Annotated in this window: 29 protein-coding genes; 6 read left to right on the plus strand and 23 right to left on the minus strand. The window is 67.7% G+C overall.

The window, feature by feature from the left end:
* Positions 1 to 41 precede the first annotated feature (41 nt).
* The 6 genes from ACNFIA_RS01870 to ACNFIA_RS01895 form a co-directional block, all read right to left on the minus strand.
* Entirely contained in the window at positions 42 to 971 is a 930-nt protein-coding gene (locus ACNFIA_RS01870; RefSeq protein ID WP_259758554.1) for a phosphatidate cytidylyltransferase, read from the minus strand.
* A gap of 1 nt (position 972) precedes the next feature.
* Positions 973 to 1,602: a lysophospholipid acyltransferase family protein gene (locus ACNFIA_RS01875; RefSeq protein ID WP_416782673.1), complete on the minus strand. Its 630-nt coding sequence runs from the start codon at positions 1,600 to 1,602 to the stop codon at positions 973 to 975.
* A gap of 14 nt (positions 1,603 to 1,616) precedes the next feature.
* Positions 1,617 to 2,063 (minus strand): hypothetical protein, encoded by a 447-nt coding sequence (locus ACNFIA_RS01880; RefSeq protein ID WP_259758550.1) that lies wholly within the window; start codon positions 2,061 to 2,063, stop codon positions 1,617 to 1,619.
* Entirely contained in the window at positions 2,053 to 3,393 is a 1,341-nt protein-coding gene (locus ACNFIA_RS01885) for a phosphatase PAP2/dual specificity phosphatase family protein (protein WP_416783000.1), read from the minus strand. Before ACNFIA_RS01885 ends, ACNFIA_RS01880 begins: the two co-directional genes overlap by 11 nt.
* 11 nt (positions 3,394 to 3,404) lie before the next feature.
* Positions 3,405 to 5,162 (minus strand): bifunctional alpha/beta hydrolase/class I SAM-dependent methyltransferase, encoded by a 1,758-nt coding sequence (locus tag ACNFIA_RS01890; protein WP_416782674.1) that lies wholly within the window; start codon positions 5,160 to 5,162, stop codon positions 3,405 to 3,407.
* 63 nt (positions 5,163 to 5,225) lie between these two features.
* On the minus strand, positions 5,226 to 5,846 hold the full coding sequence (locus tag ACNFIA_RS01895; protein ID WP_416782675.1) for a CDP-alcohol phosphatidyltransferase family protein: 621 nt from the start codon (positions 5,844 to 5,846) through the stop codon (positions 5,226 to 5,228).
* A 305-nt stretch (positions 5,847 to 6,151) separates the two neighbouring features.
* On the opposite strand from ACNFIA_RS01895, the gene lafA reads away from it, so the two are divergent.
* The 3 genes from lafA to ACNFIA_RS01910 all read left to right on the plus strand — a co-directional run bounded on the left by lafA (position 6,152) and on the right by ACNFIA_RS01910 (position 8,641).
* Positions 6,152 to 7,033 carry a lateral flagellin LafA gene (gene lafA, locus ACNFIA_RS01900; protein WP_416782676.1) on the plus strand — a complete coding sequence of 294 codons (882 nt, stop codon included), beginning with the start codon at positions 6,152 to 6,154 and terminating at the stop codon, positions 7,031 to 7,033.
* A gap of 292 nt (positions 7,034 to 7,325) precedes the next feature.
* Positions 7,326 to 8,165 (plus strand): winged helix-turn-helix domain-containing protein, encoded by an 840-nt coding sequence (locus tag ACNFIA_RS01905; RefSeq protein ID WP_416782677.1) that lies wholly within the window; start codon positions 7,326 to 7,328, stop codon positions 8,163 to 8,165.
* Positions 8,153 to 8,641, plus strand: a complete 489-nt coding sequence (locus ACNFIA_RS01910; RefSeq protein ID WP_259758541.1) for a hypothetical protein — start codon at positions 8,153 to 8,155, stop codon at positions 8,639 to 8,641. The genes ACNFIA_RS01905 and ACNFIA_RS01910 overlap by 13 nt, the downstream gene beginning before the upstream one ends.
* A gap of 5 nt (positions 8,642 to 8,646) precedes the next feature.
* On the opposite strand, the gene ACNFIA_RS01915 is transcribed toward ACNFIA_RS01910, so the two are convergent.
* The 17 genes from ACNFIA_RS01915 to ACNFIA_RS01995 form a co-directional block, all read right to left on the minus strand.
* A complete protein-coding gene (locus ACNFIA_RS01915; protein ID WP_416782678.1) occupies positions 8,647 to 9,684 on the minus strand; it encodes an OmpA family protein in 1,038 nt (345 codons plus the stop codon).
* Positions 9,681 to 10,553: a flagellar motor stator protein MotA gene (motA, locus tag ACNFIA_RS01920; protein ID WP_017521297.1), complete on the minus strand. Its 873-nt coding sequence runs from the start codon at positions 10,551 to 10,553 to the stop codon at positions 9,681 to 9,683. Before motA ends, ACNFIA_RS01915 begins: the two co-directional genes overlap by 4 nt.
* A 13-nt stretch (positions 10,554 to 10,566) precedes the next feature.
* The gene (locus tag ACNFIA_RS01925; protein WP_416782679.1) at positions 10,567 to 11,319 is read right to left on the minus strand and encodes a FliA/WhiG family RNA polymerase sigma factor; all 753 of its coding nucleotides are present in this window, start codon (positions 11,317 to 11,319) and stop codon (positions 10,567 to 10,569) included.
* A 6-nt stretch (positions 11,320 to 11,325) separates the two neighbouring features.
* Positions 11,326 to 11,814 carry a flagellar basal body-associated FliL family protein gene (locus tag ACNFIA_RS01930; RefSeq protein ID WP_416782680.1) on the minus strand — a complete coding sequence of 163 codons (489 nt, stop codon included), beginning with the start codon at positions 11,812 to 11,814 and terminating at the stop codon, positions 11,326 to 11,328.
* A 44-nt stretch (positions 11,815 to 11,858) separates the two neighbouring features.
* On the minus strand, positions 11,859 to 13,019 hold the full coding sequence (locus ACNFIA_RS01935) for a flagellar hook-length control protein FliK (protein WP_416782681.1): 1,161 nt from the start codon (positions 13,017 to 13,019) through the stop codon (positions 11,859 to 11,861).
* A 3-nt stretch (positions 13,020 to 13,022) separates the two neighbouring features.
* Positions 13,023 to 13,340, minus strand: a complete 318-nt coding sequence (locus tag ACNFIA_RS01940; protein WP_259758534.1) for a hypothetical protein — start codon at positions 13,338 to 13,340, stop codon at positions 13,023 to 13,025.
* Complete coding sequence (gene fliS / locus ACNFIA_RS01945; RefSeq protein WP_184586270.1) at positions 13,324 to 13,722, minus strand: flagellar export chaperone FliS; 399 nt, start codon at positions 13,720 to 13,722, stop codon at positions 13,324 to 13,326. Before fliS ends, ACNFIA_RS01940 begins: the two co-directional genes overlap by 17 nt.
* Positions 13,719 to 15,068: a flagellar filament capping protein FliD gene (gene fliD, locus ACNFIA_RS01950; RefSeq protein ID WP_259758533.1), complete on the minus strand. Its 1,350-nt coding sequence runs from the start codon at positions 15,066 to 15,068 to the stop codon at positions 13,719 to 13,721. Before fliD ends, fliS begins: the two co-directional genes overlap by 4 nt.
* Before the next feature lie 345 nt (positions 15,069 to 15,413).
* A complete protein-coding gene (flgN, locus tag ACNFIA_RS01955; protein ID WP_416782682.1) occupies positions 15,414 to 15,854 on the minus strand; it encodes a flagellar export chaperone FlgN in 441 nt (146 codons plus the stop codon).
* Positions 15,851 to 16,138: a flagellar biosynthesis anti-sigma factor FlgM gene (gene flgM / locus ACNFIA_RS01960; protein ID WP_416782683.1), complete on the minus strand. Its 288-nt coding sequence runs from the start codon at positions 16,136 to 16,138 to the stop codon at positions 15,851 to 15,853. Before flgM ends, flgN begins: the two co-directional genes overlap by 4 nt.
* Positions 16,139 to 16,316: 178 nt before the next feature.
* The gene (locus tag ACNFIA_RS01965; protein WP_416782684.1) at positions 16,317 to 16,739 is read right to left on the minus strand and encodes a flagellar export protein FliJ; all 423 of its coding nucleotides are present in this window, start codon (positions 16,737 to 16,739) and stop codon (positions 16,317 to 16,319) included.
* Positions 16,739 to 18,070: a flagellar protein export ATPase FliI gene (gene fliI, locus ACNFIA_RS01970; protein ID WP_416782685.1), complete on the minus strand. Its 1,332-nt coding sequence runs from the start codon at positions 18,068 to 18,070 to the stop codon at positions 16,739 to 16,741. The genes ACNFIA_RS01965 and fliI overlap by 1 nt, the downstream gene beginning before the upstream one ends.
* Before the next feature lies 1 nt (position 18,071).
* Positions 18,072 to 18,770, minus strand: coding sequence for a flagellar assembly protein FliH (gene fliH, locus ACNFIA_RS01975; protein ID WP_416782686.1), 699 nt, complete (start codon positions 18,768 to 18,770; stop codon positions 18,072 to 18,074).
* Positions 18,771 to 18,776: 6 nt separating this feature from the next.
* Positions 18,777 to 19,817 carry a FliG C-terminal domain-containing protein gene (locus tag ACNFIA_RS01980; RefSeq protein WP_416782687.1) on the minus strand — a complete coding sequence of 347 codons (1,041 nt, stop codon included), beginning with the start codon at positions 19,815 to 19,817 and terminating at the stop codon, positions 18,777 to 18,779.
* Entirely contained in the window at positions 19,795 to 21,495 is a 1,701-nt protein-coding gene (gene fliF, locus ACNFIA_RS01985) for a flagellar basal-body MS-ring/collar protein FliF (protein ID WP_416782688.1), read from the minus strand. The genes ACNFIA_RS01980 and fliF overlap by 23 nt, the downstream gene beginning before the upstream one ends.
* A 9-nt stretch (positions 21,496 to 21,504) precedes the next feature.
* Positions 21,505 to 21,840 carry a flagellar hook-basal body complex protein FliE gene (locus tag ACNFIA_RS01990; RefSeq protein ID WP_259758522.1) on the minus strand — a complete coding sequence of 112 codons (336 nt, stop codon included), beginning with the start codon at positions 21,838 to 21,840 and terminating at the stop codon, positions 21,505 to 21,507.
* Positions 21,841 to 21,863: 23 nt separating this feature from the next.
* Positions 21,864 to 23,264: a sigma 54-interacting transcriptional regulator gene (locus ACNFIA_RS01995; protein WP_416782689.1), complete on the minus strand. Its 1,401-nt coding sequence runs from the start codon at positions 23,262 to 23,264 to the stop codon at positions 21,864 to 21,866.
* Positions 23,265 to 23,728: 464 nt separating this feature from the next.
* Between ACNFIA_RS01995 and ACNFIA_RS02000 the strand changes: the two genes are divergently transcribed.
* The 3 genes from ACNFIA_RS02000 to fliP are packed head-to-tail and all read left to right on the plus strand — an operon-like array spanning position 23,729 to position 25,685.
* On the plus strand, positions 23,729 to 24,568 hold the full coding sequence (locus tag ACNFIA_RS02000) for a FliM/FliN family flagellar motor switch protein (RefSeq protein WP_416782690.1): 840 nt from the start codon (positions 23,729 to 23,731) through the stop codon (positions 24,566 to 24,568).
* Positions 24,565 to 24,936 carry a flagellar motor switch protein FliN gene (gene fliN, locus ACNFIA_RS02005; protein ID WP_416782691.1) on the plus strand — a complete coding sequence of 124 codons (372 nt, stop codon included), beginning with the start codon at positions 24,565 to 24,567 and terminating at the stop codon, positions 24,934 to 24,936. The genes ACNFIA_RS02000 and fliN overlap by 4 nt, the downstream gene beginning before the upstream one ends.
* Positions 24,936 to 25,685, plus strand: coding sequence for a flagellar type III secretion system pore protein FliP (gene fliP / locus ACNFIA_RS02010; protein ID WP_259758519.1), 750 nt, complete (start codon positions 24,936 to 24,938; stop codon positions 25,683 to 25,685). Before fliN ends, fliP begins: the two co-directional genes overlap by 1 nt.

Consider the following 25,685-nt stretch of genomic DNA (forward strand, 5'->3'; position numbering starts at 1 on the left):
GAGGGCCAACTGCGGAGCGCCAGGCGGATTTCCGACGGAAGTCAGGTCCACCAGTAGCGGACGAAATGGAAGAACACCGGCGCGGCGAAACACACCGAGTCCAGGCGGTCGAGCATGCCGCCGTGGCCTTCGATCATGTGGCCCCAGTCCTTCACCCCGCGGTCGCGCTTGATGGCCGACATCACCAGGCCGCCGAAGAAGCCGAGGATGTTGATCATCAGGGCGATCAGCAGCGCCTGCCAGAAGCTGAAGGGCGTGATCCACCACAGCGCGCCGCCGATCAGCGTGGCCAGCGTCACCCCGCCGACGAAGCCTTCCAGGGTCTTGGACGGCGACAGGTTCGGCGCGATCTTGCGCTTGCCCATCAGCTTGCCGCAGACGTACTGCAGCACGTCGGACAACTGCACGACGATCACCAGGAAGGCGATCAGCAGCAGGTTGCGCCCTTCGTAACCCGCGATATCCAGGGTCAACAGCGCCGGCACGTAGGAGATGCAGAACACCGCCAGCATCAGCGCCCACTGCACCTTCGAGGCACGCTCGAGGAAGTGCTTGGAGTCGCCGCCCAGCGAGGCGAGGATCGGCAACAGCAGGAAGGTGTAGACCGGGATGAAGATGGAGAACAGCCCGTACCAGCCAATGCCGATCAGCAGGTACTGCATGGGCAGCACGAAGTAGAACGCCGCCACCAGCGCCGGATAGTCGCTGCGGCGCGTCGGCATCAGGGTGAGGAATTCGCGCAGGGCGTAGAAGGACACCCCGTAGAACAGCACGATCACCGCCCAGTAGCCGAGGGCGAAGGCGCAGCCGATCACCGCGACCATCACCCACCAGGCGTTGATCCGCGCGTTGAGGTTGTCGATGACCGCGTGCGGTCCGGGCGGCGCCTTCCAGCGCAGCACCGCGCCGACCAGCGAGGCGAGGACGAGGATGGCACCGATGCCACCGAAGAGCAGCCAGGTCTGGTTCATCTCAACGACCCTCCGCCGTGGCCAGGGACAGCAACGCCTGGCGCGCGCGTTCAAGGAAGGCGTCCTTGTCCTCCCCCTCCTCGGCGGCCAGCGGCGTGCCGAAGCTCAGGGTGCACAGCAGCGGCAACGGCAGCGCACGGCCCTTGGGCATCACGCGGTTGAGGTTGTCCAGCCACACCGGCACCAGCTCGACCTGCGGGTGCGCCCGGGACAGGTGGTAGATGCCGCTCTTGAACGGCAGCAGGCGCACTTCCTCGTCGAGGTTGCGCGTGCCCTCGGGGAACAGGATCAGCGAGTCGCCGTCGGCCAGGGCGCGTTCCACCGGCTCCAGCGGGTTGCCACCCTCGGTGCCGCGGGTGCGGTCGATCAGCACGCCGTTGAACACGCGGTTGATGATGAAGCCGCGCAGGCCGCCCTTGCCCCAGTAGTCCATGCCGGCGACCGGCCGGGTGCGCGCGCGCACCTCCGGTGGCAGCGAGGCCCAGAGCAGGACGAAGTCGCCGTGGCTGCTGTGGTTGGCGTAGTAGATGCGCTGCTGCTGGCTCGGCGTGGTGCCGATCCACAGGCTGCGCAGGCCGGTCACCGCACGGGCGCCGGCGATGATCGCGTAGGCGAAGAGTCGTTCCAGCATTCCGGGTACGTTCCTCAGGATTGGAAGGTCAGGGAGATCAGGCACAGCAGCGCCAGGAGCCACTGTGCCGCACAGAGCAGCGCCTGGCGGCGCAGCAGGGCGAGCGCGCCGCGGCTGCGCTCGCTCCAGGGGCGACCGGCATGGGCCGCTGGCACACCGGCGTAGGTGGCCAGGGCGTCGTCCAGTTGCCGGGTTTTCTCGGCCAGCGCGTCGCCGGCATTGGCCATGGCCGCGAACAGGTCGGCGTCCAGCGCCACGCGCATGGCGTAGAACTTCTGCGCCAGGCCCAGCAGCACCAGCACCGCCATGCTCAGGCTGAACGCCAGGGTGGCGCTGGCCATCAGCACGCCGTAGAACCCCAGCGCCAGGGCCAGCACGGTCAGTGCCGAGGACAAGCCGTTGAGGCTGCTGCCGCGGCGCAACAGGCTGGCCACCAGAATCAGGCCCGGATCAACCGACATGGCTCACCTCCTCGGGGATGTGCGGCTGGCCGGCGATCTGCGCCAGCACCGCCAGGTGTTCGGCCTTGAGCACCACCTGCGGGCGCGCCCGGCGGATCTGCGCCAGCGCGTCCTCGACGGTCGCTGCGTGGCCGGCGCTCAGCAGCCAGGCCGCCACCAGCGTGGCGCTGCGCGAGTAGCCTAGCGCGCAGCACACCAGCAGCGGCCCCTCGGCATACAACTGGCGGATCCGCTCGGCGCCCTGGCGGCACTGCTCGGCGCTGGGCGCTATCAGGTCGAGCAGCGGCAGGCAGTCGTAGCGACGGGTCAGCGCGGTGCAGGGCAGTTCGGCGCACAGGTCGAGGATCGCCAGGCTCGGCGCATGCTGCGGCCGGCGCCAGTCTGGCAGGCGCCCCAGCCAGAGCCCGGGCAGCACTTCGTCCGGCTGCGGATGGCGGCGGGTCCACCAGCGCGCGTTGAGCCAGGCCACGAGCCAGTACGGCGCAAGCAGCCAGGCGACGGCCGTGGAATGCCGCCCATCCAGGCGTTTCTGGAAGCCCACCGGGCCGATGCCCAGGTAGCACAGCGCAACCAGCGCCAGCGACACCGCCGGCCAGCACAGCCAGAGCCACGGGCCGGCGCCGCCCAGGGCCAGCAGCAGGCACAGCAGCGCCCCCGCGCCATACAGCCCGGCCAGCCGCCGCCGCTGCGGATCGTCGCTCAGGCGCCAGGCCTGCAGCGGCGAGCGGACTTCCCGCGGCCATAGCCAGACGCAGAAGAAGCCCAGCAGCGCGCCGGTGGGCACGTCGATGAAGTGATGCTGCCAGGTGGTCAGCACCGACACGCCGATCAGCGCGAACCAGCCATGCAGTAGCCAGCGCCAGGCGCCGCTGGCGTAGCGCCCGTAGGCGACCCAGAGGATCACCAGCAGGGCGATGTGCAGCGACGGCGCCTGGTTGAACGGCTTGTCGAAGCCCATCAGCAGGTCGAACAGCAGGCCGAAGAAGCCGTCGAGCATCGGCCGCTCGAAGCTGAAGCGCAGCGGGAACAGCAGGAAGCAGGCCACCGCCAGCACCTGCGCGGTGAGCAGGCGCAGGGCGTGGCAGTCCAGTCCGCGGCGGGTGCGCGGCAGCAGGAAGGACAGGCCATAGAGCAGGTCGATGGACCAGTACGGGATGATCGTCCAGGGCCACAGCGGCATGCCGTGCTCCCAGTCGAACACCAGCACACCGACCGACGCGCGCTGCCCGGCCACCCAGTTGGCGAAACCGTAGCTGAGGAAGAAGAACGGCCCCAGGCACAGCAGCCAGATCACCGCCCGGCGCAGGACACCGGGATCGCGCGCCGGCATCCGCGCAGCCATCAGCGGTGCTCCCGGCGCGCCAGGGAAACGGTGAAGATGCCGTCCTCGTCGATGCGCTGGGCGAGCTTGCGGAAGCCGGCAGCGGCCACCAGCTGGTCCATCTCCAGTTGCGTGCGGCGGCGCATGACCCAGGCCTGGCCGGCGCGGTGGCTGGTCAGGGCACGGGCGATCAGCTCCAGCTGCGGGTGCCAGGGCTGGCCGGTGTAGATCAGGTAGCCGCCCTCCTCCACTGCCTCGCCCAGCCCGGCCAGCGAGGCGCTGACCATGGCGTTGTCGGCGAACAGCTCGTAGAGGCCGGACACCACGGCCAGCGTCGGCTTCGGCGCCACGGCGGCCAGGTCGGCGCCATCGAAGGCGTCGCCCTGGACGAAGCGTGCACGCTCCTTCAGGCCCAGGCGCTCGATCAGCGCCGAGCCTTCGCGCACGTTGAGCTCGCTGTAGTCGCGCAGCAGCACGCTTTCGGGCAGCGGTTCAACGCCCTGCAGCGCTTCGAGGATGTAGCGCCCATGGCCGGCGGCGATATCCAGGATGCGCACCTCGCGGCCCTGCTCGCGCAGGCTGGCCATGGCCAGGCGCAGCAGCTCCTCGATGTGCACCTTGCGCTGGCGGATACCGCGCCAGCCGGCGGACTCCAGGTAGGTGCGGTCGATCATCCGGCCCACCGGCCCGGCCCCGGTGGGTTGGTTGCGGTAGACGTAGTCCAGGGTGCTGCCGGAGTCGAAGCCGGTCTGGAAGCCCAGGTTGATGCCGTCGGAGAGCAGCCGGCCCAGGCGCATGTTGGCGCGGGTGGCACGCCAGTAGAGGTCACGGATCGATCCGGTCGGCAGGGGCGTGGCCAAGGCTTCGGCCTCGGCGCAGGTGTAGCCGAAGCGATCGGCGTCGCGCAGATCCGGGCGTTCCGGTTCGCGGGCGAAACACTCGCGGATGAAGCGCCGCGCGCGACTCACCGCCTGCTCGCGGTTGCGCTCGCCGAGGGTGTCGTGGAAGAAGCCGGGGAGGATGTGCAGTTCCTTGCGCGCCGTGCCGAGGTTGTCGAAGAAGCGCTGCTGCGGCTTGCGGTGCACCACGAAGTCGGCGCCGGAAATCAGCAGCTGGGTCGGCACCTGGATCGCCTGGGCATCGGCCACCACTCGGTCGGCGGCTTCGTACAGGCCCAGCAGCACGTTCACCGAAATGGCCTTGGCGATCAGCGGGTCGCTGTCGTAGGAGGCGATGCGCTCGGGATCGTGGGAAAGGAACTTGGCCTTCACGTAGCTGTTGACGAAGAAATTGCCGCGCCACCAGCGGGCCAGTTTCAGCCCTGTGCGGGCGAAGGGCACGTAGAGCTTGACCTTGAACGCCGGCGAGGCGAGCACCAGGCTGCGGATGGGCGGTGCATAGTCGTGCACCCAGGTGGAGACGAGCACCGCGCCCACACTTTGCGCCACCACCGCCATGTCGCTGATGGCGATGCCATGGACGGCGGCGATGTGCTCGACGAAGGTCTGCACGTCGCGCACGCTGGTGCCGAAGCTCGGGCTGTCGCCGCGGGCGCCGGGCGACTGACCATGGCCGCGGGCGTCCCAGGCGAACACGTCGAAGCCGGGCAGGTCCAGCTCGTCGGCCAGGTGGCCGATGCGCCCGGAGTGCTCGTGGCCGCGATGGAACAGCAGCACCGCGCGGCGCGGCTCGTCGCTGGCGTCGGTAGCCGGCCAGTGGCGGTAGAACAGCTCGACGCCGTCATGGGTAACGAAATGGTGATTCGAAGACTCGCGCATAACTTCCTCTGTTCGATGGCTTGCGGGACTGTCCGGTCCCTGTCCTGAGATGACGGCGCGGGCTCAGCCGGCCGTTGGCTGCTTCAGTTCGGCCAGACCCTGGCGCACCCGGTTGACGATAGTCAGCACCAGCAGCAGCGCCACCAGCGCCAGCAGTGGATTCAGCCAGGCCAACGGCAACTGCCCGACCGCCACGCAGACACCGAACACGCCGAAGCACAGCGCGCGGTCGCTCTTGCCCATGGGCCCGTCGTAGCGCCGCGAGGCGCCGACCATCACGCCGAGCACACCGGCGTATTCGCTGATGATCGCCAGCACCACCACCAGCACCACCAGCCCCGGCGACACGCCGGCCAGCAGCGCGAACGGCAGGTACAGCGCGCTGTCGGCGATCACGTCGGTGAGTTCGTTGAGGTAGGCGCCCAGCTTCGACTGCTGGCCGAACTCGCGGGCGAGCATGCCGTCCATGGCGTTGAGCGCCATGCGCAGGAACATCCACAGGGGGATCAGCAGGAAAACCCAGGCGTGGCTGGCCAGCAGCGCCACGGCGAGGGCGACCAGCAGCGAGAGGCCGCAGGCGCCCAGCGTCACCTGGTTGGCGGTGACGCCACGCTCGTACAGGCGGGTGACCAGGGGGCGGAGCAGGTTCTGGAAGCGCGACTTGAGCTGGTAGACGGAGATCATGGAGATCCTTCTCGAAATGCGTGACGGGCCGTTCAGCTGAACGATCCACAGCCTTGTGGACCCAGGGAGCTTAGCCGCACCCGGGCACGAAGGCTGTCAGATACGTCTCAACAACATAGATGACCGATCCTGGGCAAAAGGACACATGCCGTAGGCCACAACTGTCAGTCAGGCGCTGGCCGGTATCGCCGGAGTCCCCGCGCCAAATTTTTTTCGTCCGCCCTTAATCCTTCCCCGCGAGCTGTCGCCTTACCCCTTCAGCAGGCACAACGCCGGCTTCATTCAGCTCATACAGGAAGTCCACCATGGCCTTGTCGATTCAAACCAACTACTCCTCCCTGATCACCCAGACCAACCTGGGCAAGACCAACGGCCTGCTGGCCACCAACCAGCAGCGCCTGGGCACCGGCCTGCGCATCAACTCCGCCGCCGACGACGCCGCCGGCCTGCAGATCGCCACCCGCCTGAACGCCCAGTCCCGCGGCATGGACGTGGCCATGCGCAACACCAGCGACGCCATCTCCCTGATGCAGACCGCCGACGGCGCATTCAGCGAGCTGACCGACATCACCCAGCGCATGAAGGACCTGGCCACCCAGGCCGCCAACGGCACCAACTCCACCGACGACGGCAAGGCCCTGTCCGCCGAGTTCAACGAGCTGGGCAAAGAGCTGACCAACATCATCGCCAACACCAAGTTCGCCGGCGACAACCTGTTCAGCGTTACCGGCACCGCCGGCAAGTTCGGCACCACTGGCGGCGTGACCTTCCAGATCGGCGCTGACAAGGCCGAGACCCTGAACGTCGACGTCACCACCCAACTGGGCGCCGTGACCACCGCCCTGGGCGCGCTGACCACCCAGTTCGCCGCCACCCCGGCCGCCGGCACCGAGCTGGAAACCATCACCGGCGCCAACGGCTCCATCGACAAGGCCAACGATGCCCTGGACGCCATCGGCGCCCTGCGCGCGCAGTTCGGTGCGAACATCAACCGCCTGCAGCACACCTCCAACAACCTGGCCAACATGAAGGACAACACCGACCTGTCCAAGGGCCGCATCATGGACGCCGACTTCGCCGTCGAAAGCGCCAACATGAGCAAGAACTCCATGCTGATGCAGTCGGGCATCTCCATGCTCAAGCAAGCGGGCCAGATGCCCAGCATGATCATGGGCCTGCTGGGCTAAGCCTCGGCTCGCGCGAAGCGCCCCCCGCTTCGCGCACCCTGATCCCGCGACGCCCCGCCTCGGCGGGGCGTCGTGCTGTCTGCGGGTACGCTGACAGACGGCGCGGCGCCCCCGGCCGGCGCTACGGCCCCTCTGCCCCGGCGCTTTCGTCGCGATTGTGAAAAGTGCAAGCACGGGTGTGCAAAATTCAGAACTTGCACGCACATTTTTCTGACGCCAAAATAATGCCTCTGCCTCCATGAACCCATGGAATTTCCCCGCGACCGTCTAGGGAGCGGCTCGCAAGGGCACGATGAACACACTCACTTCCACGCTACCGGACAGTCGGCCGATCACCTGCCTGACCCTGCGCACCGGGCGTTCCGATTGCGTCGCACAGTTCTATCCCGCGCTCTACCAGCTCGACCTCGACCGAGACGGCCAGGTGGAACGCATCGACCTGGGCTTTTCCGGCAGCCGCGTGCTCGAACGCCTGCTGCAGAGCCCGGGTGACGTGGTCGCGCGCGACGAACTGCTGACCCATGCGTGGTCCGACCGGGTGGTCGGCCAGGGCAGCCTCAACCAGCAGATCTACACCCTGCGCCAGGTGCTGGCGGACGAGAAGCAGCGGCAGATCATCCAGACGCTGCCGCGCCGCGGCTACATGTTCAACCCGCAGTACCTGGTCAGCCCGCCCGACGAGGCGCAAGAGAGCGTCACCGATGCCAGCCCGGACGCTGCCGCACCGCAGCCAACCTACGCTGCACCGGCGATCAGAACGCCGAATCCCCGGCGCCTGAAAATCGCCGCGGCGAGCCTCTGCATCCTTGGCCTGCTGGGTCTTTCCGGGGCGTTCTACTACACCCAGGTCCGCAGCCCGGTGCTCACCGCCGAACAGAACGTCGGTACGGTGCAGATCACCTATGTCGAAGACAACGAACAGGATCTGCAGCGCCTGATGAGCAACACCCGGCCGCTGGCCCGCCAGCTGGCCGACCTGGCGACCCGCCCGATCGGCCTCATGCTGCACATGACCTCGGGTTTCTACGAGCTGGTCTGCGTGCAACCCGAAGGGCATTCCAACTGGCTGCTGATCCACGAGAGCCAGGTCGCCCGGATTCCCCAGGAGCAGCTGCGCAAGTGCCTGAACTGACCCTACGCCGCCAGGCCGGCGTGGCCCGCCGCTGCCTGCTGATCTCGCTGTTCGGGATCACCTGCCTGACCCTGGCGCTGGGCATGCTGTGGAAGCATGCGCGCAACACCTCGGCCATCGACGGACGCTACGTCTCCTCCGGCCAGGTCCTGCTGGGCAACGGCAAGGTGCTGGAGATCGCGCAGACCACCATGTTCCATGAGGGGCGCTTCTACTCGATGATCCAGCAGGACGCCAACATCCTGGAAGTCTCCGGCCTGGTCGGCAACGACCTGGGCGGGCGCTACCAGCTGCAGGTGGAAGAGAACAGCATCAGCAACCTGCAGGCCGACAGCGGCCTGGACAGCGAGCTGATCTTCAACCTGCTCTACGGCCGCCAGCGCGGCGCGCGCATCACCCTCGAACCCCTGGGCAGTTGCCTCTACGGTGTGGAAACGCGCCAGGTGTTCTGCCCGCGCCAACTGCGCCAGCGCTGACCGTTTCACAGCTTCAAGGTCGACGGCGGCGCGGCGGCAGGCGCGGCCGGCTCGACCGTTGCTGATACCGGCGGCTGCGGCTGCGGCTGCGGCTGCGGCTGCGGCTGGATGAGCTTGGCGCCCGACGCCGAGTAATGCACCTGGGCGTAGCTTTCGCCGAAGATTTCCCGGTACAGGCTCTCCGCACGCTGGGTCAGCAGGAGGATTTCGATGCGCCGGTTGGCGCCGTTCTGCGGGTCTTCCGGGCGCAGCGGCATGACGTCGGCCTGGGCCGCCACCTGCAGCACGTGGGCAGCCGGCAGGCCGCTGTCGACCATCACGTTGCGCGCGCGCAGGGCGCGGTCGCCGGAGAGGTTCCAGTTGTTGTAGCCATCGGCCCGGCGGTACTGCACGGCATCGGTGTGGCCGCTGAGGATCAGCTTGTTCTGCACCTTCGCCAGCACGCCGGAGAGCGCGCCGAGCAGGGTCTGGAAGTGCGGGTCGAGGGTGGCCTGGCCGCGGGCGAACATGAAGCGCTGCTGGTCGTCCTTGATCAGGATGCGCAGCCCCTGCGGCACCACCGTCACCTCGATGTTGGCCAGCGCGTCGACCGTGCCCGACACCTGGCGGATCAGCTCGGCCAACTCGCGCAGGTCCTCGGTGCTGTCGTACTGGCGGCCGTCGGCGTCCGCCTGCGCGGACGAATCCTTCGCCTGCTCGCCCGCCTTGCCCTGCTTTGCCGCGTCCAGCGCGAGCTGCGGCGCGGGCTTTTCCGGGGTCTTGATCGGCTGCGGCATGCCGTCCAGCTCGATGGGTGTGCGGCTGGCGCCATCGAACACGCCGGCGCCGCCATCCACCACCGGGTTGGCGTCCTGGTCGCCCACCGCCACCGGTTGCGGCTCGGTCTGCGGGTGAACGATCCACAGCACCATGAACAGCGCCATCATCGCCAGGGTGAAGTCGGCGAAGGCGACCTTCCAGGCGCCGCCGTGTTCATCATCGTGGCCCTTCTTGCTGCGGCGCTTGATGATGACTTCGCTGTGCTTGTCGGCGCGCTTCTTCATGCTGCGTCCCGCTCTTCCTCATAGCGGGTGACCCAGGTTTCCAGCTGCTTGAAGGCCGGCTTGACGTCCTGCTCGATCAGCTTGCGGCCGGCGTCCACCGCCAGCAGCGTGGGCTTGCCGGCGACGTGGGCGACCAGCGTGGTGCGCACGCATTCCAGCGCCGACAGCTCGGTCTTCACGCGCTGCGACATGGCGTTGGACAGCGGGTCCATCAGGCAGTAGCAGACGAAGATGCCGAAGAACGTGCCCACCAGCGCGGCGGCCACGTGGGCGCCGATCTCCGCCACCGAGCCGCCGATGTTGCCCATGGTGATGATGATGCCGAGGATCGCCGCGAGAATGCCGAAGCCGGGCATCGCCTCGCCGACCTTGTGCAGCGACTTGGACGGCTGCAGCAGGGCGTGCTCCATGGCGTCCAGCTCCTGCTCGAGGAAGCCTTCGAGCTCGTGGGCGCTGATCTTGCCCATGGCCATCAGGCGGAAGTTGTCGGCGATGAACGCCATCAGGTTCTTTTCCTGGAGGATCAGCGGGTAGCGGGCGAACAGGTCGCTCTGCTCCGGCTCCTCGATGTGCGCGTCGAGCACCTTCAGGCCGCCGACGTCGACCATCTCCAGCAGCTCGTAGAGGAGCATCAGCAGCTGGCGCTGGAATTCCTCGCCACGGCGCTTGAAGACGAACACGCCCTTGATCTGCGAGCACATCTCCAGCAGCACTTCGCGCGGGTTGGCGACGACCAGGGTGCCCAGGCCCGCGCCGAGGATGATGACCATTTCCGCCGGCTGCCAGAGCGCGCGCATGTCGCCGTGGGCCATGGCGTAGCCGCCGAGCACGCAGGCGATGATGATCAGGGCGCCGATGATTTTCTGCATGGTGATGGGTTCTTCAGAGGGTGTCGGGGTCGTTGAGGAAACGGCTGCACTTGCCGATCGCCTGCTTCATCAGCTGGCAGATGCGCGCATCGGTCAGCTCCAGCACCAGGGCGATTTCCTTGAGGTTCAGCTCGTGCTGGTAATACAGGTTGAGGATCAGCCGCTCGCGTTCGTTGAGGCGCTCCAGCGCCTGGGCCAGCAGACGCTCCTTGAGCACCCGCTCCTCCAGCGCATCGCCGCTGCCCTGCACGCCGTCATGGCCGTTCTGCAGCAGCGCATCGAAGCTCTCGATGGCTTCGGAGGACTCGGCGCGCAGGTAGTCCTGGTAGCCCGCCTCGTCGAGGCCGGTGGCGGCCAGCACTTCCTCGTCGCTGGGGACGCGACCCAGCTGGCGGGCCAGCGCGCGGATCGCATCGCGCACCTTGTGTGCCTGCTGCCGCACCTGGCGCGGGCGCCAGTCCTGGCGGCGCAGCTCGTCGAGGATGGCGCCGCGGATGCGCAGCGCGGCGAAGCGGCCGAACTGTTCATCCGGCTCGCCGTAGCGGCGCAGGCCTTCGAGCAGGCCCATCAGGCCGATCTGCTCCATGTCTTCGCGGTCCAGCACCTGGTTGGCCTGCAACGACAACTGGCTGACGATGCGCCGCACCAGCGGCAGGTACTGCATCATCCAGCGCTGTTCGGCCGCCGGCGCCAGGCGCGCGTGGCCGCCGTGCTCGCCGGCGTAGTCGTAGGCAGGGTCGACGGCGGGGCCGCGAAGCGCGTGCATGGCGGCCTACTGGACGATCATCTTGCTGAGCATCACGTGCTCGAACGGCACCACCACCTTGCGCGCGGCAAAGTCGTCGATCACCGCCTTCTCCAGGCGCGCCTGCACCTCGGAGATGGGCATCGCGCGCAGCACCTCGAACTTCTCCGGGGTCAGGTTGGCGACCACCGAGCTGCGCACCATCGGCGCCACGCTTTCCAGCTTCTTGCGCTCCTGCTCGGCCTTGGCCTGCAGGACCAGGTCGATCACGAAGTAGTGCTCGCGGTCTTCGCCACGGGAGCTGACGATAATCTTCTCCACCGGCACGAAGAGGTATTCGGCGCTCTCCTGCTCTTCCTCTTCCTGGGCGTCTTCCTTGCCGCCGTCCTTGTCGGAGGCTGCGGCGACGGGGGCGAGGCTGGCGGACTTGATCATCTTGTAGTTGACGAACACGCCGCCCAGCACGACGGCGATATTCACGATGAGCATCAGTAGAACGAGACGCGGCGTGGACATGGGCTTTCTCGAAAAATCCTGTGTGGGTAAGGGCCGCGGGCGGCCTACACGGTAATCAGTACGTCACGCTCGCCACGCGGCGCGGAGCGCTCGCCGGGCTGTGCGTCACGGGGGTTGGCGGCGACCGCCTGCTGTTCCTCGGGCACGCGCTGGCGCTGCGGCTGGCCCTGCTGGCCCGGCTGCGAATCGGACGACACCTGCACGTTGACCTGCAGGAAGTTCTGCCCGACCAGCTCCTGGCGCAGACGCTCGCTGGTGTTCTGCAGCAGGCGCGCGACATCGCCGTTGGAGGCGGAGATCTGTACGTTGAGCTGCCCGGCCTCGTGGCGGACGAGGATTTCCATGGCGCCCAGCTCCGGCGGATCGAGACGGATGGTGGCGTTCTGCACGCGCTGGCTGAGCTGCAGTTCGACGTTGTCGCGCAGCGCCGTGACCATCTGCTCGCCCCAATGGGCGTCGTTGTTGCCCTTGAGGTGCAGCGGCCGCTCGAACAGCGGTGCGGCCGGCGGCGTGGCGGCGGCCTGGGGGTTGCCGTCGGTGGCCGGCAGGCGCGGCTCGAGGGCCGCGGCCGGCAGCGTCGGCACGCTGGCATCGGGTGCCTGAGCGGCGGTCGCCAGGTGCTGCTGGAGCAGCGTCTGCGCCTGGCTCTGGGTCGCTTCGCGGGGCGCCGGGGCGGCGGGCCTGGCGGGCTCCTCGGGCAGTTCGGCCGGGGGCAGCAGCACATCCTCCGGTTTGACCGCGGCAGGCGCCGGCTGCGCGGGCGTAGCGAGCGCCTGGGTGGCGAAACCGGCGACACGGGCGCTGGTCTGCGCCGGCGGGTTGTCCCGCGCCTGCACCACCAGCCCGGCCTGGCTGAGCATGCCGGCGAGCCAGCTCTCGGCGCCGGAAGGCGATGCGTCGCCAGGGGCGGCCGCCTGGGCCTCGCTGTCGCGTCCTTCTTCGACGGGCAGCGCCTGCGCCGGCAACGGTAGCGCGGCGTCCGTCGGCAGCGGCTCCTCGGCCCGGGCGGTATCGAACTGGGCGAGGAAGGACGGCACGCTGAGGGTTCGCTCGACGACGTTCGACGGCGCCGGTTGCGGCGCGCGCAGGCTCGTCACGGCGGCAGCGCCGGCATCGTCGCGGCGCGCCTCCTGCGGGCGCGCCTCGGCCAGCGGCAGCGCGTCGCGCCCGGCGGCAGGCAGGGGTTGGGTCGGCAGCTGGATCACGGTCTATCGACCCTCCTGGTACGTATCCACCTGCATGTACGCCGAGCGGCCCTCGGCATATTCCAGGTGCGAGAGCAGGAGGCGGCGCAAGCGCTCGCACTCCTCGGCGCAGGCTTGCGAGGCCTGCTCGTGCAGGCGCTTGAGGTGCTTCTTGGCCAGCAGGACATCGGCCGCCAGGCTCGCCTGCGACGACATCGCCACCAGTTGCGCGCGAATCGCCAGGTCAACCTGCCCCATGGCTTTCCAGTCCTTGCGCTGCAGCGCCGCGCCGAGCTGTTCGTACAGCTCGAGCAGGCGCTGGCGATCATCCACGTGCGGCACTCACGCCCTCCCAGCCTTCACGCAGAATGCCCAGCAGGCGCACGACTTCATCGATGCCGGCGACCTCCAGCGACACGCTGACGTCGGAGAGCCGGTAGATGCAGTAGTCGTACAGCCGCGCCAGGCCCTGCACGGTCTCGCCGCCGTTCTCGTAGTCGAGCGCGCCGTTGAGGCCGTTGAGGATGTTCAGGCACTTCTCCAGGGAGCGGCCCTTCTGCTGGTAGCGCTTGTGCTCGATGTGCCCGCGGGCGCGGGCCAGTTCGTCGAGCAGGCCGTCGAACAGCACCAGCACCAGTTCGTAGGGCGAGGACGAGGCGGCCTTGGATTCCAGGTCGATCATCCGGTAGCTGTCGTAGCTTTCGTTCATGCCGTAGGCGCTCATCCGAACATCCCGCTGGTCTGGTCCATCGACTGCATGGTCTGCATCATCGAGGTGTATTGCTTGAGGTAGCGCGCGTAGTAGGTGTCGTACTGCTTCTGCAGGTTGTCGTAGTCGTCGTTGACGCGGCTGAGGCTGTTGTTCAGGGCGTCCTTGCGGTTCTTCATGACGCCATTGACGCTGTTGGTGTACACGGCGACGCCCTTGTCCAGGCTGTCGAGCAGGTTGCCCTTGCCCATGAACAGCTTGTCCAGGGCCTCGGGATCGCTGGCGATGGCCTTCTCGAAACGGGTCGCATCGAGGGTCAGCTTGCCGCTGCGGTCGGCGCTGATGCCCAGGGTGATCAGGTTGGCGCCGCCGAAGCTGGTGCGGACCATCTGGTTCAGCGCGTTCTCGATGGCGCGCACGCTGGAATCGCCCGCCAGGGCGCCGCGGGCGTTGCCGTTCTGGTCGCCGGCGGCGGTCAGGCTGTCGATGGTGCCGGCCAGGGCGTTGAAGGCGTCGATGAAGGTCTGCACCTTCTTCTTGGTCTCGCTCTGGTCCTGCGCGACGGTCAGGCGGATCGCCTGTTCGCCGGACTTCTGCGCCTGGGTGAAGGTGGCGCTGACGCCGTCGATGATGTTGTCGAAGGTGTTGCTGGCGTTGGTCAGCAGCATGCCGTTCTCGCCCCCCAGGCGAACGCGGGCGTCCTGCGCCTTGGACAGCTCCTGGGGGTTGCCGATGGCGTTCTCGAAGGCGCCATTGGCGCTGTCGGTGCCGCTCAGCGACAGGCTGATGGCGTTCTGCGCGCCGGACTTCTCGGCGCCCAGCACCAGCGAGACCTGGCCGTTGCTGCGCACCAGGGTGGCCTTCACGCCGGTGTTGTCGGTGGCCTTGTTGATCGCCGCGGCCAGCTCGTCCAGCGAGTTGGCGCCGTCGCCGTCGGTGTCGATCTTGCTCAGGTCGATGTCGAAGGACTTGCCGTTCTGGGTCAGGGTCAGGGTGCCCTGGGTGTCGATATCGCTGGTCTGCAGGCCGGAGAACGACAGCTGGTGGCTGGTGGCGAGCTGCTCGACGAAGAAGTCGTAGCTGCCGGGCACGGCGTTCTTGTCCACCTTGGCGGTCAGGTAGCCGTCCTTGCTGGTGGTGGCGCTGTTGACCAGCATGCTGCTGTTGCTGCCGGTCACGCCCTGCAGGCTCTTTACCGCCGAGGAGAAGGTCTTGAGCGCCGACTCGAGCGAGGTCACCGCGGTCAGCTGGGACTGGTACGACGTCTTGTTGCGGTCGGCCTTGTTCAGGCCGTTCTGCACTTCGTACGTGGCCAGCTGCTGGGCCATGCTTTTGACGTAATCGGAATCTATGGTCGCCATCTGAATCCACCTCTTTCATCCGGGCAGAGCAATTACGGTGCCAATGCCGGAGGGCCCGTCACTCGGGGCTTTGCGGGTTGACCAGGGAGAAGTCCAACTTCCGCCCGGCGTGGTTTGGCGCGCAGCGGGAAGCGGTATTTCCGCCTGCCGCCCACGCGCCCTGATGCAGGGAAAGGGCGACCGTGGGACGGGATTCGTTAAGGGGATCTGGCGGGGTGTTTTTGCGGTGACGGGAGAGTGGGTTGCCGTGCGGTTCGCGAGCAAGCTCGCTCCTACAGGTCATGCCGGCGCGCTCTTCGTAGGAGCGAGCTTGCTCGCGAACGATGTCCAGCCCAACGGCGCCCGTCAGTACAGCTGGCGCGAATACACCGGCTGCTGGCGCGGATCGCCCATGAGCTGGCTGAGGATGTCGTGGTGCATCGCCAGCAGCTTGCCGTTGCGCTCGTTGAGGCGCTTGCACTGGGCGGTGAGCTGGCCCAGTTGCTGCCACTCCTGCTGCAGTTCCTCGCGGCGCGGCGGCGTGTAGTTGGACAGCAGCGTGCGCATGCCGTCGGCGTCCATCGGCAGGTGGAAGGCGCGCAGCACACGGCTGCGGCGCTGGGCGCGGCCGGCGACGGCATCGAGCAGCGCCTGGATGTGCGGGTTCAGCGCCTCGATCTGCGCACTGTCCCGCGCCAGCAGGTGGCGATACAGCTCCTGCAGGCGCTCACGCAGCGCCAGGCAATCGCGGCCATCCTGCTGGATGTCCTGCTCGATCACCTGCAGCAGCCGCGCGCGCTGGGTCATGCGTCGCTGCCGCGGTGGTAGGAGAGGATGCTGGTGGCGAGCACGCTGGTGTCGTTCTGCAACTCGCCATTCATCAGCGCGCGGCGAATTTCCGCGACGCGGCTCTGGTCCACGTCGGGCATGGCGCGCAGGGTTTCCTGCATCTCGTCCAGGCGCAGCGAATCGTTGACCGGCGCGCTGGCGCCGGCCTCTGCCGCCGGGGCGGCGCGCTCGCTGCGCGCGGCGGGCTTGGCGGACTCGCTGGTGGCCAGCGCGACGCTGGTCAGTTGCCGGGTGATTTCCATGGTGGGTATCCGAAATTCTTGGGCTTTGACTCAGAGGGCGACCGCCTCGCCGGAAAACTTAAATGCCGATGTTCGCGCAAGAGCCGGCGGATAACCGCACGCGGTTATTCGCCCTGCGGAACACCTGCGTAGCACGCATGACGCGGAACGCGTTATCCGCCACTTCCGCCCCCCACACTCAAGCCCGCGCCCGCCACCACGACTGCGCGGCGAGGCCATCCTGGATTTTCTGTTCCTGCTGGGCCAGCTGCAACTGCCATTGGCCGACCTTGGCCTCGATCACCTGGGCCAGCACCTTCTCGCTGCGCATGGCCGCCATCAGCTCGCCCTGGATGCGCACCAGGGTCTGCTCGGCGACCTCCAGCTCGCGGCGCTGCAATTGCAGCATCTTGTGCAGGGTGGCCTTGTACTGTTGCTGGTTGTGCCGCTGCAGCGGCGTGCTGGTGGCCACGCTGAAACCGCACAGGCGGTCCAGCCCGGTGATGTTGTTGCGGTAGCGCTGGCAGAGGTTCTGCTGGTAATTGACCCGGCCCAGCAGTTCGCGAACCTTGCCGCCGCGCACGTCGGCCAGGCGCCCGAGCATGTCGATCTGCGCCTTCATCAGCGGCCCCCGACGATGCTTTGCAAGGTGGCGACGCTGGCGCCCAGCTCGGCGCCATCCGCGGTTTCCTGGCGCAGGTAGCGCTCCAGCATGGGCGCCAGCTGTACCGCACGGTCGGTCTTCACGTCCATGCCCGGCGTGTAGCCGCCCAGCGGGATCAGCTCCTTGATGCGCTCGTAGGTGCTGCTGAATTCCTTGAACTGCCGCGCCGCGGCGAGGTGCGCGGGCTCCGCCACCTGGCTCATGCAGCGGCTGACCGAGGCGCCGATGTCGATGGCCGGGTAGTGCCCGACGTCCGCCAGCCGGCGCGACAGCACGATGTGCCCGTCGAGGATGGCGCGGGCGCAATCGACGATCGGGTCCTGGTGATCGTCGCCCTCCGCCAGCACCGTGTAGATGGCGCTCAGGCTGCCTGTCTCGCCCTCGCCATTGCCGGCGCTCTCCACCAGCTCCGGGAGCATGCCGAACACCGACGGCGGGTAGCCCTTGGTGGCCGGCGGCTCGCCCAGAGCCAGGGCGATCTCGCGCTGGGCCATGGCGTAGCGGGTCAGCGAATCCACCAGCAGCAGCACGTCCTTGCCCTGGTCGCGGAAGTAGGCGGCGATGCTGTGGCACAGCTCGGTGGCCTTCAGGCGCATCAGCGGCGATTCATTGGCCGGCGCCACCACCACCACGGCCTTCTGCAGGCCTTCCGGGCCGAGGGAATGCAGGATGAATTCCTGCACCTCGCGGCCGCGTTCGCCGATCAGCCCGACCACCACCACGTCCGCCTTGGTCTGCCGGGTGATCATCCCCAGCAGCACGCTCTTGCCCACGCCGCTGCCGGCGAACAGGCCGACGCGCTGGCCCTTGCCCAGGGTCAGCAGGCCGTTGATGGCGCGCACGCCGACGTCCAGCGGCTCGGACACCGGGCGCCGGCGCAGCGGGTTCACCTGCGGCAGTTCGGTGGGCAGCGGGTGGCGGCCGGCGAGCTTGCCGAGGCCGTCCAGGGGTTCGCCGAGGCCGTTGACGACGCGCCCCAGCCAGGAATGATCGATGTTCAGCACGGCTTCGTCCGGCGCCGGGAAGACCCGCGAGCCGGAGGTCAGGCCGACGGGCTTCTTGAAGGGCATGAGGTAGGTGATGTCGCGGTTGAAGCCGACCACCTGGGCCTCCAGGCGCTCACCGTCGGCGACTTCCACGTAGCAGCGCTGCCCGGTCATCCGCCGGCAGCCGAGGCTTTCCAGCAGCAGGCCGGAGACGCGCACCAGGCGACCGCTGACCCGCGCCAGCTGCACCGAATCCAGCGCGCGCAGGGCCTCTTCCAGCTTGAAGCCGTCGCCCAGGGCCATCTCAGTCGGCGTCCTGCAGGTGCGCGCTCAGGGCTTCCATGCAGCTGTCCAGCCGCTGCTGGCAGCCGATGTCGGCCTCCGCCTGGGCGGTGACCACACGGCACTCGCCCAGCGCCAGGCGCTCGTCCGGCACCAGGCGCCACTTGGCGGCGCGCTCCGGGTTCAGCTCGCGGATGCGCGCGCATTCTTCGGGGTTGAGCAGGATCTGCACCTCCACCGGCTCGTCCGGCATGGCGGCGAGGGCTTCCTCGGCCAGGGTCAGCAACTGCGTGGGGTTGAGCGTCAGCTCGACGCGGATGACCTGCTTCGCCACCTTCTGCACCAGCTCCAGCAACTGCTGCTGGCGGCTGCGCTGGAAGGCCTGGTGGTAGTCGGCGAAGGCCTCGACGGCGGCCGACAGCGGCGCGCTGGCCTCGTCGAACGCCTGGCGGCCGGCGGCGCGGCCTTCTTCGCGGCCCTTGCGCAGGCCATCCTGGCGGCCGGCGTCGAAGCCTTCGCGCAGGCCGGCTTCGCGGCCTTCGGCCACACCGTCCTGGTAGCCCTTCTCCAGGCCTTCCTGGAAGCCTTCGGAGATGGCGCGCTGGCGCGCCGCCGGGTCGCTGTTCCAGCCGTGGCTGTCGGCGCTGGCGGTGGCGCAGCGCGGCGGGAAGCGGTACGGGCGCCAGGCGCGGCTGTCGGCCTTGATGACTTTGATCGCCATGGGCGGTTACTCCACCGTCTGCTCGCGGAACAGCTGCACCTGCAGGTCGCCCTCGGCGGCCAGCTCGCGCACCACGCCCATGATGTCCTTGCGCACCTGCTCCACGCGGCTGAGCGGCACCGGGCCCTGGCGGCGGTTGATGGACTCCATCTGCTGCGCCTGGCGCTTGGGCATGGCGCCCTGGATGGCGCGCACCAGCTCGGGCTCGGCGCCCTTGAGGGCGACCACCCATTCGTCCAGCGGGATGACTTCCAGCAGGGTCTGCAGTACTTCCTGGTTCTGCCGGGAGAGGATGAAGAAGTCGTACATCTCGTCTTCTATCTTGCCCACCAGGTCGTCGTTGTGGGCGCGCAGCAGCTCGAACATCTGGTTACGGTCGCCCTTGAAGCGGTTCATGATGTCCGCCGCCTGCTTCACCCCGCGCACCTGCGAGCCCTGGGTGGAGAGCACGCGCAGGCTGCGGTCGATCAGTTGCTCCAGCTCGGCGATCACGTCGCTGTTCACCTCGCTCAGGTTGGCGATGCGGAACAGCAGCTCGTCCTGGCGCTCGGCGGGCATCGCCTCGAGCACGTCGGTGGCCATGCCCGGCGGCAGGAAGGCGAGGAACACCGCCTGCATCTGCGCGTGTTCCTTGGCGATCAGCGCGGCGAACTGCTTGGGATCGATCCACTCCATGCGCGCCATCTTGGCGCGGATCTCCTCGCCGTAGATGCTGTCCAGCAGGTTGCGCGTGATGTCGCTGCCCAGCGCCTTGCCGAGCATGCCGGCGAGGTAGGAGCGCGAGGCGCCCTTGATGCTGGACTGCAGCTTGTAGTCGTCGAAGAAGCGCCCGATGACGTCGGAGACGGTGTTCTGCTTGACGTTGGACAACCGCGCCATCGCCTGGCTGATGCTGACGATCTCCTCGCGGCTGAAGTTGCGCAGGATGCCGGCGGAGGCTTCGTCACCCATGCTCAGCATGAGGATCGCCGCCTGTTCCAGGGAGCTCACGGCGCGCATCTGCGGGCCGCGCTTTTTCGTTTCTTCAGGCAGGCTCGTGTCGGTCATTGCGGCCAATCCAGTGCTTGATCACTTCCGAGACCCGTTCCGGGTCATTCTTCGCCAGCATCTGCAGATGCTCGATCTGGTGCTCCAGCCCCGAGCCCGGGGCCGGCAGGCGGATTTCCGAGAGCGGGTTCAGCTCGCCGAGCACGTTGAGCCCGCCGACGCTTTCACTGCCCAGCGCCAGGCGCCGCTCGGCGTCCACGGCCAGGGGGTATTCGGCCTTGCCCTCGGCCGGCTCGGCGGCCAGCGCCGGTTGCGCGCGCTGGGTCAGGCTGCGCACGGCCGGGCGCACGCCAAACAACAGGAACAGCAGGGCGATCAGGCCGAGCACGGTGTAGCGCACCAGGGATTGCAGGGCGCTGCTCTCCCACCAGCTGGCGCTGGACTTCTCCACCGGCGTGGCGGCGAAGGGGAACACGCTGACGGTAATCAGGTCGCCGCGCGCCGCGTTGAAGCCCACGGCGCTCTTGACCATGGTTTCCAGGTCGGCGCGGGCCTTGTCGGTCCAGCCGCCTTCGGGCGCGGTGGAGGCGTTGATCACCACGGCGACGCTCTGCTGGCGCAGGGCGAAGGCCGGGTACTTGATGTGGGTGACGCGCTGGTCGAAGTCGTTCTGCCGGGTGGCTTCCTCGCGGGTCGAGGTCGCGGCCTTGTTGTCGGTGCTGGCGACCTTGCCATTGCCCGGCGGGTTGCCAGCGGGGTTGGTGCCCTGGGCATTCTGTCCCTGCTGTTGCGGCGCAGGCTCAGGCGGACGGTTGCTCAGCGAGCCGGGCACGCCGAGGGCGAGCTGGTCCAGCGTGCTCTCGTTGCGCAGGACTTCGCTGCGCAGGCGCGGCGCTTCGCCGTAGGCCTGCTGGGTTTCTTCCTTCTGGCTGAAGTCGATGTCGGCGGACACGCTGATGCGGTAGTTGCCCAGGCCGAGCACCGGCGCCAGGACTTCCTCGACATTGCCCACGGCCTTGCGCTGGTACTCATCCACCGCCTGCCAGTTCTGCGAGGGGCCGCCGACGCCGCTGATGCCACGCGACAGCAGCACGCCGTTCTGATCCACCACGCTGACGTCGTCGGGCTTGAGCTGCGGCACGCTGCCGGCCACCAGGTTGACGATGGCGCCGACCTGCTCGGGGCTCAGCCGCTGGCCGGGCGCCAGTTGCAGCAGCACCGAGGCCTTGGCCGGATCGCGCCGGCCGACGACGAAGGAATTGCTGTCCTCGCGGGCGATGTGCACGCGCGCCTGCTCGATGCCCTTCAGGCCCATGATGGTGCGGGCCAGCTCGCCTTCCAGGCTGCGCTTCAGGCGCACGTCCTGGAGGAAGTGGCTGGTGCCCAGCGGCTCGTCCTTGTCGAACAGCTCATAGCCGGCCGGCACGGACACCTTCACGCCCTTGGCCGCCAGCAGCATGCGGGCGCGCGCCAGGTCTTCCTCGCGCACCAGCACCTGGCCGCTCTGCGGGTGCAGGCGATAATCGAGGGCCTCGGCGTCCAGCACCTGCATGACGTCGGCAGCCGGGTACGCCTCGCCGGCGCCGTACAGCGGGCGGTAGGCACCCTGGTCGCGCCACAGGTAGAAGACCACGGCCGCCGCCAGCAGGGCGGCGCCCAGGGCGATGCCGAGCAGCCCCAGGCGCGGGTCGAGCTTGAGTTTGTCGAGCGGCAGGCGCCCTTTGAGATTCTGCAGCACTGTCAGTCCTTACAGCGGCATGCGGATGATTTCGTCGAAGGCGCCGGTGAGCTTGTTGCGCACCTGCAGCAGCGCGGAGAACGACACGCTGGCCTTCTGGCTCTGGATCATGGCGCCGACCAGGTCTTCGCTCTGGCCGCTGTCCACGGCGGCCATGGCGTCGCTGGCCTTGTGCTGCTCGGCGTCCACCGAGCGCAGTGCCTGCTCGAAGCTGGCGCCGATGCCTGGAGCCTGCGCATTGGCCGAGAGCGGTGCGGCGGGGCGCACGGCCGGGCCGCTGGCCAGGTCGGCGTAGCGGTTCATCCGGTCCAGCATGTCCTGCTGCACCTGCATGATCGAACTCATGGAAGTCTCCCCCGGAAACGAAATCAGAACTGCACCTGCACGCCCTGCTCGCGCATCGCGTTGAGCCGGTAGCGCAGCGCGCGGGTGGTCATGCCCAGGCTCTGAGCGGCCTTGGTCTTGTGCCCGCCGAAGCGGCGGATGGTGTCGATGACATGCTGGTACTCGGCGAGCTTGCCGCTGGCGCGCAACGCGGCGCGGCCGCCTTCGGCCGCCAGCGGGATCACCGCGGCGACGGTGGCCAGCGGCACGTCCGGCGCGGCCAGGCCGAGGTCGCGGGGCTGGATGAACAGGCCGTTGCGCAGCACCAGCGCGCGTTGCAGGGTGTTCTCCAGCTCGCGCACGTTGCCGGGCCAGTCATGCTGCAACAGCGCGCGGCTGGCGGCTTCGGTGAGCAGGTCGTGCTCGGCGTCCTGCGGGGCGTACTGGCGGATGAAGCGGCGCGCCAGCGGCAGGACGTCTTCCTTGCGCTCGCGCAGCGGCGAGATGTGCAGCGGCAGCACGTCGAGGCGGAACATCAGGTCGGCGCGGAAGCGCCCTTCGCCGACTTCGGCCTGCAGGTCGCGGTTGGTGGCGGCGATGATGCGCACGTCCAGTTCGATCTCGCGGCGCCCGCCCAGGCGCTCCACGCGCTGCTCCTGCAGCACGCGCAGCAGCTTGGCCTGAAGCGCCAGCGGCAGCTCGCCGATCTCGTCGAGCAGCAGGGTGCCGCCGTTGGCCAGCTCGAACTTGCCCGGCTGGGCCGTCACCGCGCCGGTGAAGGCGCCGCGTTCGTGGCCGAAGAGGATGGATTCGAGCATCGCCTCGGGAATCGCCGCGCAGTTCACCGCGATGAAGGGCGCGTCGGGGCTGGCGATGCCGTGGATGTAGCGGGCCAGCAGTTCCTTGCCGGTGCCGGTTTCGCCGGTGATCAGGATCGGCGCGCGGGTCTGCGCCACGCGTTGCGCCATGGCCAGCAGGCGGCGGCCGGCCTGGGAGCGCGAAACGAACAGCTCCTGGGCGGCGCTGGCGGCTTCCTGGCGGCGCAGCAGCGCGGACAGCTGGCCGGCCCCGAAGGGCGAGAGGAGGTAATCGACGCAGCCGAGGTCGAGCAAGGTGGCGGCCTTGTCCTGCTCGTCATACCCGACGATGGGCACCACGTCGCGCTCGCGGCCGTCGCTGAGCAGCGCGCCGACCTGGGCATACAGGTCGGGGGCGGGAAAGGCGCCGGCCAGGATGAACAGCAAGGCCGCGTCGCTGCGCGCGCGGGCCAGTTCGGCGAAGCCGGAGAAACGTTCGACGCGGCAGCCTTCGGCCAGCAGCGTTTGCAACAGGAGGGCGTGAGCGGCGTCCGAGGACGGCCCGATGATCGCAACTTTTTTCTGCGCAGGCCGCTCTTCGAGCAGCGTTTCACATAATTGGTCGATCGACTGGCTTAAACTGTTCACCGCAACTTTCCATTCGCTAGTGCGTCAGAAAAACCTTCCAGGGTTCCACGCCAGCATCCGCCGAAACATTCTTCCGGCGCGGCGGAACTTCTTGTTGAAAGGGTTCTCTTACGGGGGGCATTGCCACCACTTCGTCATATTCGAAGTGGTCGCAACCTGTAACTAACTCGCCCACCCTAACAAGTGCCAGCACTTCGCCATAGCTTCCCGCCGATTAATTTAAATCAATAGACAAAAAGTTCCGTCAAAAACAGCATTTGATATCTATTGATTTAATCGGGCGACCTCAAATCGCTATCATTGCGCCATGTCAGTCGCCCTGACGCCCCGCCCTTGAGGCCCGGCCACGGGCTCTGCGACATACAGAGCATGCCGCGAGCAACGATCAGCCGATCCCGGCGGTCATGACACCTCCCGTGTCCTTGGGCAGATGGCAGATCGAACCTGGAAGTACGACGCTGAGCATGACTGGTAAATCAAAAGTCCATCATGGCGTGCCCGCCGACAGTCTGATTCGACTGAAACCGCAGAAACTCGGCCGGCATTATCACAAGATTCCGCAGTACATCAAAGAGATCTCCGGAAAGTATCCGCGGATTATCAGTGACTATTTTCTGCGGCATTATCGAATCAATCTCGAACTGGATAACCTGATCATTCACGAGGAACTTCCCCGTGAACTGGAATGCCTGTTCGATTCGCCCCTGGGCAAGTTCGGTTTCGCCATGGACCGCGCCCTGCTCACCGAAGTCATCGAGTGCTATTACGGCGGCACCGTGGTCGCCAACCGCGACACCCCGCCGATCAGCAGCTCCGAGCAGCGCATGCTCGACCGCCTCGGCCTGGACGTGGTGGACCTGTTCGGCCGCGCGCTGCTGATGGGCGAATCGGTGGGCCGGCTGCAGCAGATCGACCCCACCTACGAAGAAGTGCAGTGGGAGTACATCGCCGAATTCAGCTACGTCAGCCACCTGACCGGCGAGCGCTCCTCGCTCTACCTCTACCTCGACAACCCGCTGGCGGACGAGCTGACCCGCCGCCTCGCCGGGCCGCCGCCACCGCGCCTGACCGGCAACCCGGTGGAGCACATCAAGCACCTGCCGCTGCGCCTGGACTGCGTGGTGGCAGCCGCGCGCCTGCCGCTGTCGCAGGTGCTGGCCCTGGAGCCGGGCGACGTGCTGACCATCCGCCCGCTGGAGCGCGTCGAGGTGCGGGTGAACCAGCAGAAGCTGTTCCGCGGCGCCATCTTCGAAGACGACGGCACCCTCTTCCTCTCCTCCCTGGAAAGCGTGAAAAACCCATGACCGGTTCTCTCTCCGACTCCGAGTTCGAGTCGCTGATCAACGACGGCGACCTGGGCCTCACCCAGGACGTCACCGACATCCCCGCCGAGCCCGTGCGCGCGTCGCTGCCGCAGCAGGACCTGAGCTTCTTCGGCAAGATTCCGGTGAACGTCACCCTGGAAGTCGCCTCGGTGGAAATCTCGCTCAAGGAGCTGATGGACGTGGACGCAAACAGCGTCATCGTCCTCGACAAGCTCGCCGGCGAGCCGCTGGACGTGAAGGTCAACGGCGCGCTGTTCGCCAAGGCCGAGGTGGTGGTGATGAACGGCAACTACGGCCTGCGCGTGCTCGAACTGTGCGGCGCCAGCCTCGACGCCCTGACCGCGTGATGCTGCGCCGCGCCCTGGCCGCGATCGGCCTGCTCCTGCTGCTCTGCCCGCTCCCTGTGCAGGCGGCCGGCGGCGAGGTCACGCTGTTCAACCTGCACGACACGGCGGACGGCCAGGCCTTCAGCGTCAAGCTGCAGATCCTCATCGTCATGACCTTGCTGGGCTTCCTCCCGGCGATGCTCATGCTGATGACCTGCTTCACCCGCTTCGTCATCGTGCTGGCCATCCTGCGCCAGGCCATCGGCCTGCAGCAGAGCCCGCCGAACAACGTGCTGGTGGGCATCGCCCTGGTGATGACACTGCTGGTGATGCGGCCGGTCTGGCAGGACATCTACAGCCACGCCTACCAACCCTTCGAGGCCGACCAGATCAGCCTGGAGGACGGCATGGGCCGCGCCAAGCAGACCCTGAGCCGCTTCATGCTGGCGCAGACCAACCGCACCTCGCTGGAGACCATGGTCTCCCTGGCCGGCGAGACCGTGCCGGAGAACCTGAACGACCTGGACTTCTCCCTGCTGCTGCCCTCGTTCGTGCTCAGCGAGCTGAAGACGGCGTTCCAACTGGGCTTCATGATCTTCATCCCGTTCCTGGTGATCGACCTGGTGGTCGCCAGCGTGCTGATGGCGATGGGCATGATGATGCTCTCGCCGATGATGATCTCGCTGCCGTTCAAGCTGATGATCTTCGTGCTGGTGGATGGCTGGGCCCTGATGATGGGCACGCTGACCAGCAGCGTGCAGCCGTTCTAG

It is taken from the genome of Pseudomonas sp. NY15437 (genome assembly GCF_048068435.1).
GTDB lineage: Bacteria > Pseudomonadota > Gammaproteobacteria > Pseudomonadales > Pseudomonadaceae > Pseudomonas > Pseudomonas nitroreducens_B.

Coding starts and splice junctions, on each gene's coding strand:
- ACNFIA_RS01870 (WP_259758554.1), bottom strand. CDS start 971: ATGAACCAGACCTGGCTGCTCTTCGGTGGCATCGGTGCCATCCTCGTC.
- ACNFIA_RS01875 (WP_416782673.1), bottom strand. CDS start 1,602: ATGCTGGAACGACTCTTCGCCTACGCGATCATCGCCGGCGCCCGTGCG.
- ACNFIA_RS01880 (WP_259758550.1), bottom strand. CDS start 2,063: ATGTCGGTTGATCCGGGCCTGATTCTGGTGGCCAGCCTGTTGCGCCGC.
- ACNFIA_RS01885 (WP_416783000.1), bottom strand. CDS start 3,393: ATGCCGGCGCGCGATCCCGGTGTCCTGCGCCGGGCGGTGATCTGGCTG.
- ACNFIA_RS01890 (WP_416782674.1), bottom strand. CDS start 5,162: ATGCGCGAGTCTTCGAATCACCATTTCGTTACCCATGACGGCGTCGAG.
- ACNFIA_RS01895 (WP_416782675.1), bottom strand. CDS start 5,846: ATGATCTCCGTCTACCAGCTCAAGTCGCGCTTCCAGAACCTGCTCCGC.
- lafA (WP_416782676.1), top strand. CDS start 6,152: ATGGCCTTGTCGATTCAAACCAACTACTCCTCCCTGATCACCCAGACC.
- ACNFIA_RS01905 (WP_416782677.1), top strand. CDS start 7,326: ATGAACACACTCACTTCCACGCTACCGGACAGTCGGCCGATCACCTGC.
- ACNFIA_RS01915 (WP_416782678.1), bottom strand. CDS start 9,684: ATGAAGAAGCGCGCCGACAAGCACAGCGAAGTCATCATCAAGCGCCGC.
- motA (WP_017521297.1), bottom strand. CDS start 10,553: ATGCAGAAAATCATCGGCGCCCTGATCATCATCGCCTGCGTGCTCGGC.
- ACNFIA_RS01925 (WP_416782679.1), bottom strand. CDS start 11,319: ATGCACGCGCTTCGCGGCCCCGCCGTCGACCCTGCCTACGACTACGCC.
- ACNFIA_RS01930 (WP_416782680.1), bottom strand. CDS start 11,814: ATGTCCACGCCGCGTCTCGTTCTACTGATGCTCATCGTGAATATCGCC.
- fliS (WP_184586270.1), bottom strand. CDS start 13,722: ATGAGCGCCTACGGCATGAACGAAAGCTACGACAGCTACCGGATGATC.
- fliD (WP_259758533.1), bottom strand. CDS start 15,068: ATGGCGACCATAGATTCCGATTACGTCAAAAGCATGGCCCAGCAGCTG.
- flgN (WP_416782682.1), bottom strand. CDS start 15,854: ATGACCCAGCGCGCGCGGCTGCTGCAGGTGATCGAGCAGGACATCCAG.
- flgM (WP_416782683.1), bottom strand. CDS start 16,138: ATGGAAATCACCCGGCAACTGACCAGCGTCGCGCTGGCCACCAGCGAG.
- ACNFIA_RS01965 (WP_416782684.1), bottom strand. CDS start 16,739: ATGAAGGCGCAGATCGACATGCTCGGGCGCCTGGCCGACGTGCGCGGC.
- fliI (WP_416782685.1), bottom strand. CDS start 18,070: ATGGCCCTGGGCGACGGCTTCAAGCTGGAAGAGGCCCTGCGCGCGCTG.
- fliH (WP_416782686.1), bottom strand. CDS start 18,770: ATGGCGATCAAAGTCATCAAGGCCGACAGCCGCGCCTGGCGCCCGTAC.
- ACNFIA_RS01980 (WP_416782687.1), bottom strand. CDS start 19,817: ATGACCGACACGAGCCTGCCTGAAGAAACGAAAAAGCGCGGCCCGCAG.
- ACNFIA_RS01990 (WP_259758522.1), bottom strand. CDS start 21,840: ATGAGTTCGATCATGCAGGTGCAGCAGGACATGCTGGACCGGATGAAC.
- ACNFIA_RS02000 (WP_416782690.1), top strand. CDS start 23,729: ATGACTGGTAAATCAAAAGTCCATCATGGCGTGCCCGCCGACAGTCTG.
- fliN (WP_416782691.1), top strand. CDS start 24,565: ATGACCGGTTCTCTCTCCGACTCCGAGTTCGAGTCGCTGATCAACGAC.
- fliP (WP_259758519.1), top strand. CDS start 24,936: ATGCTGCGCCGCGCCCTGGCCGCGATCGGCCTGCTCCTGCTGCTCTGC.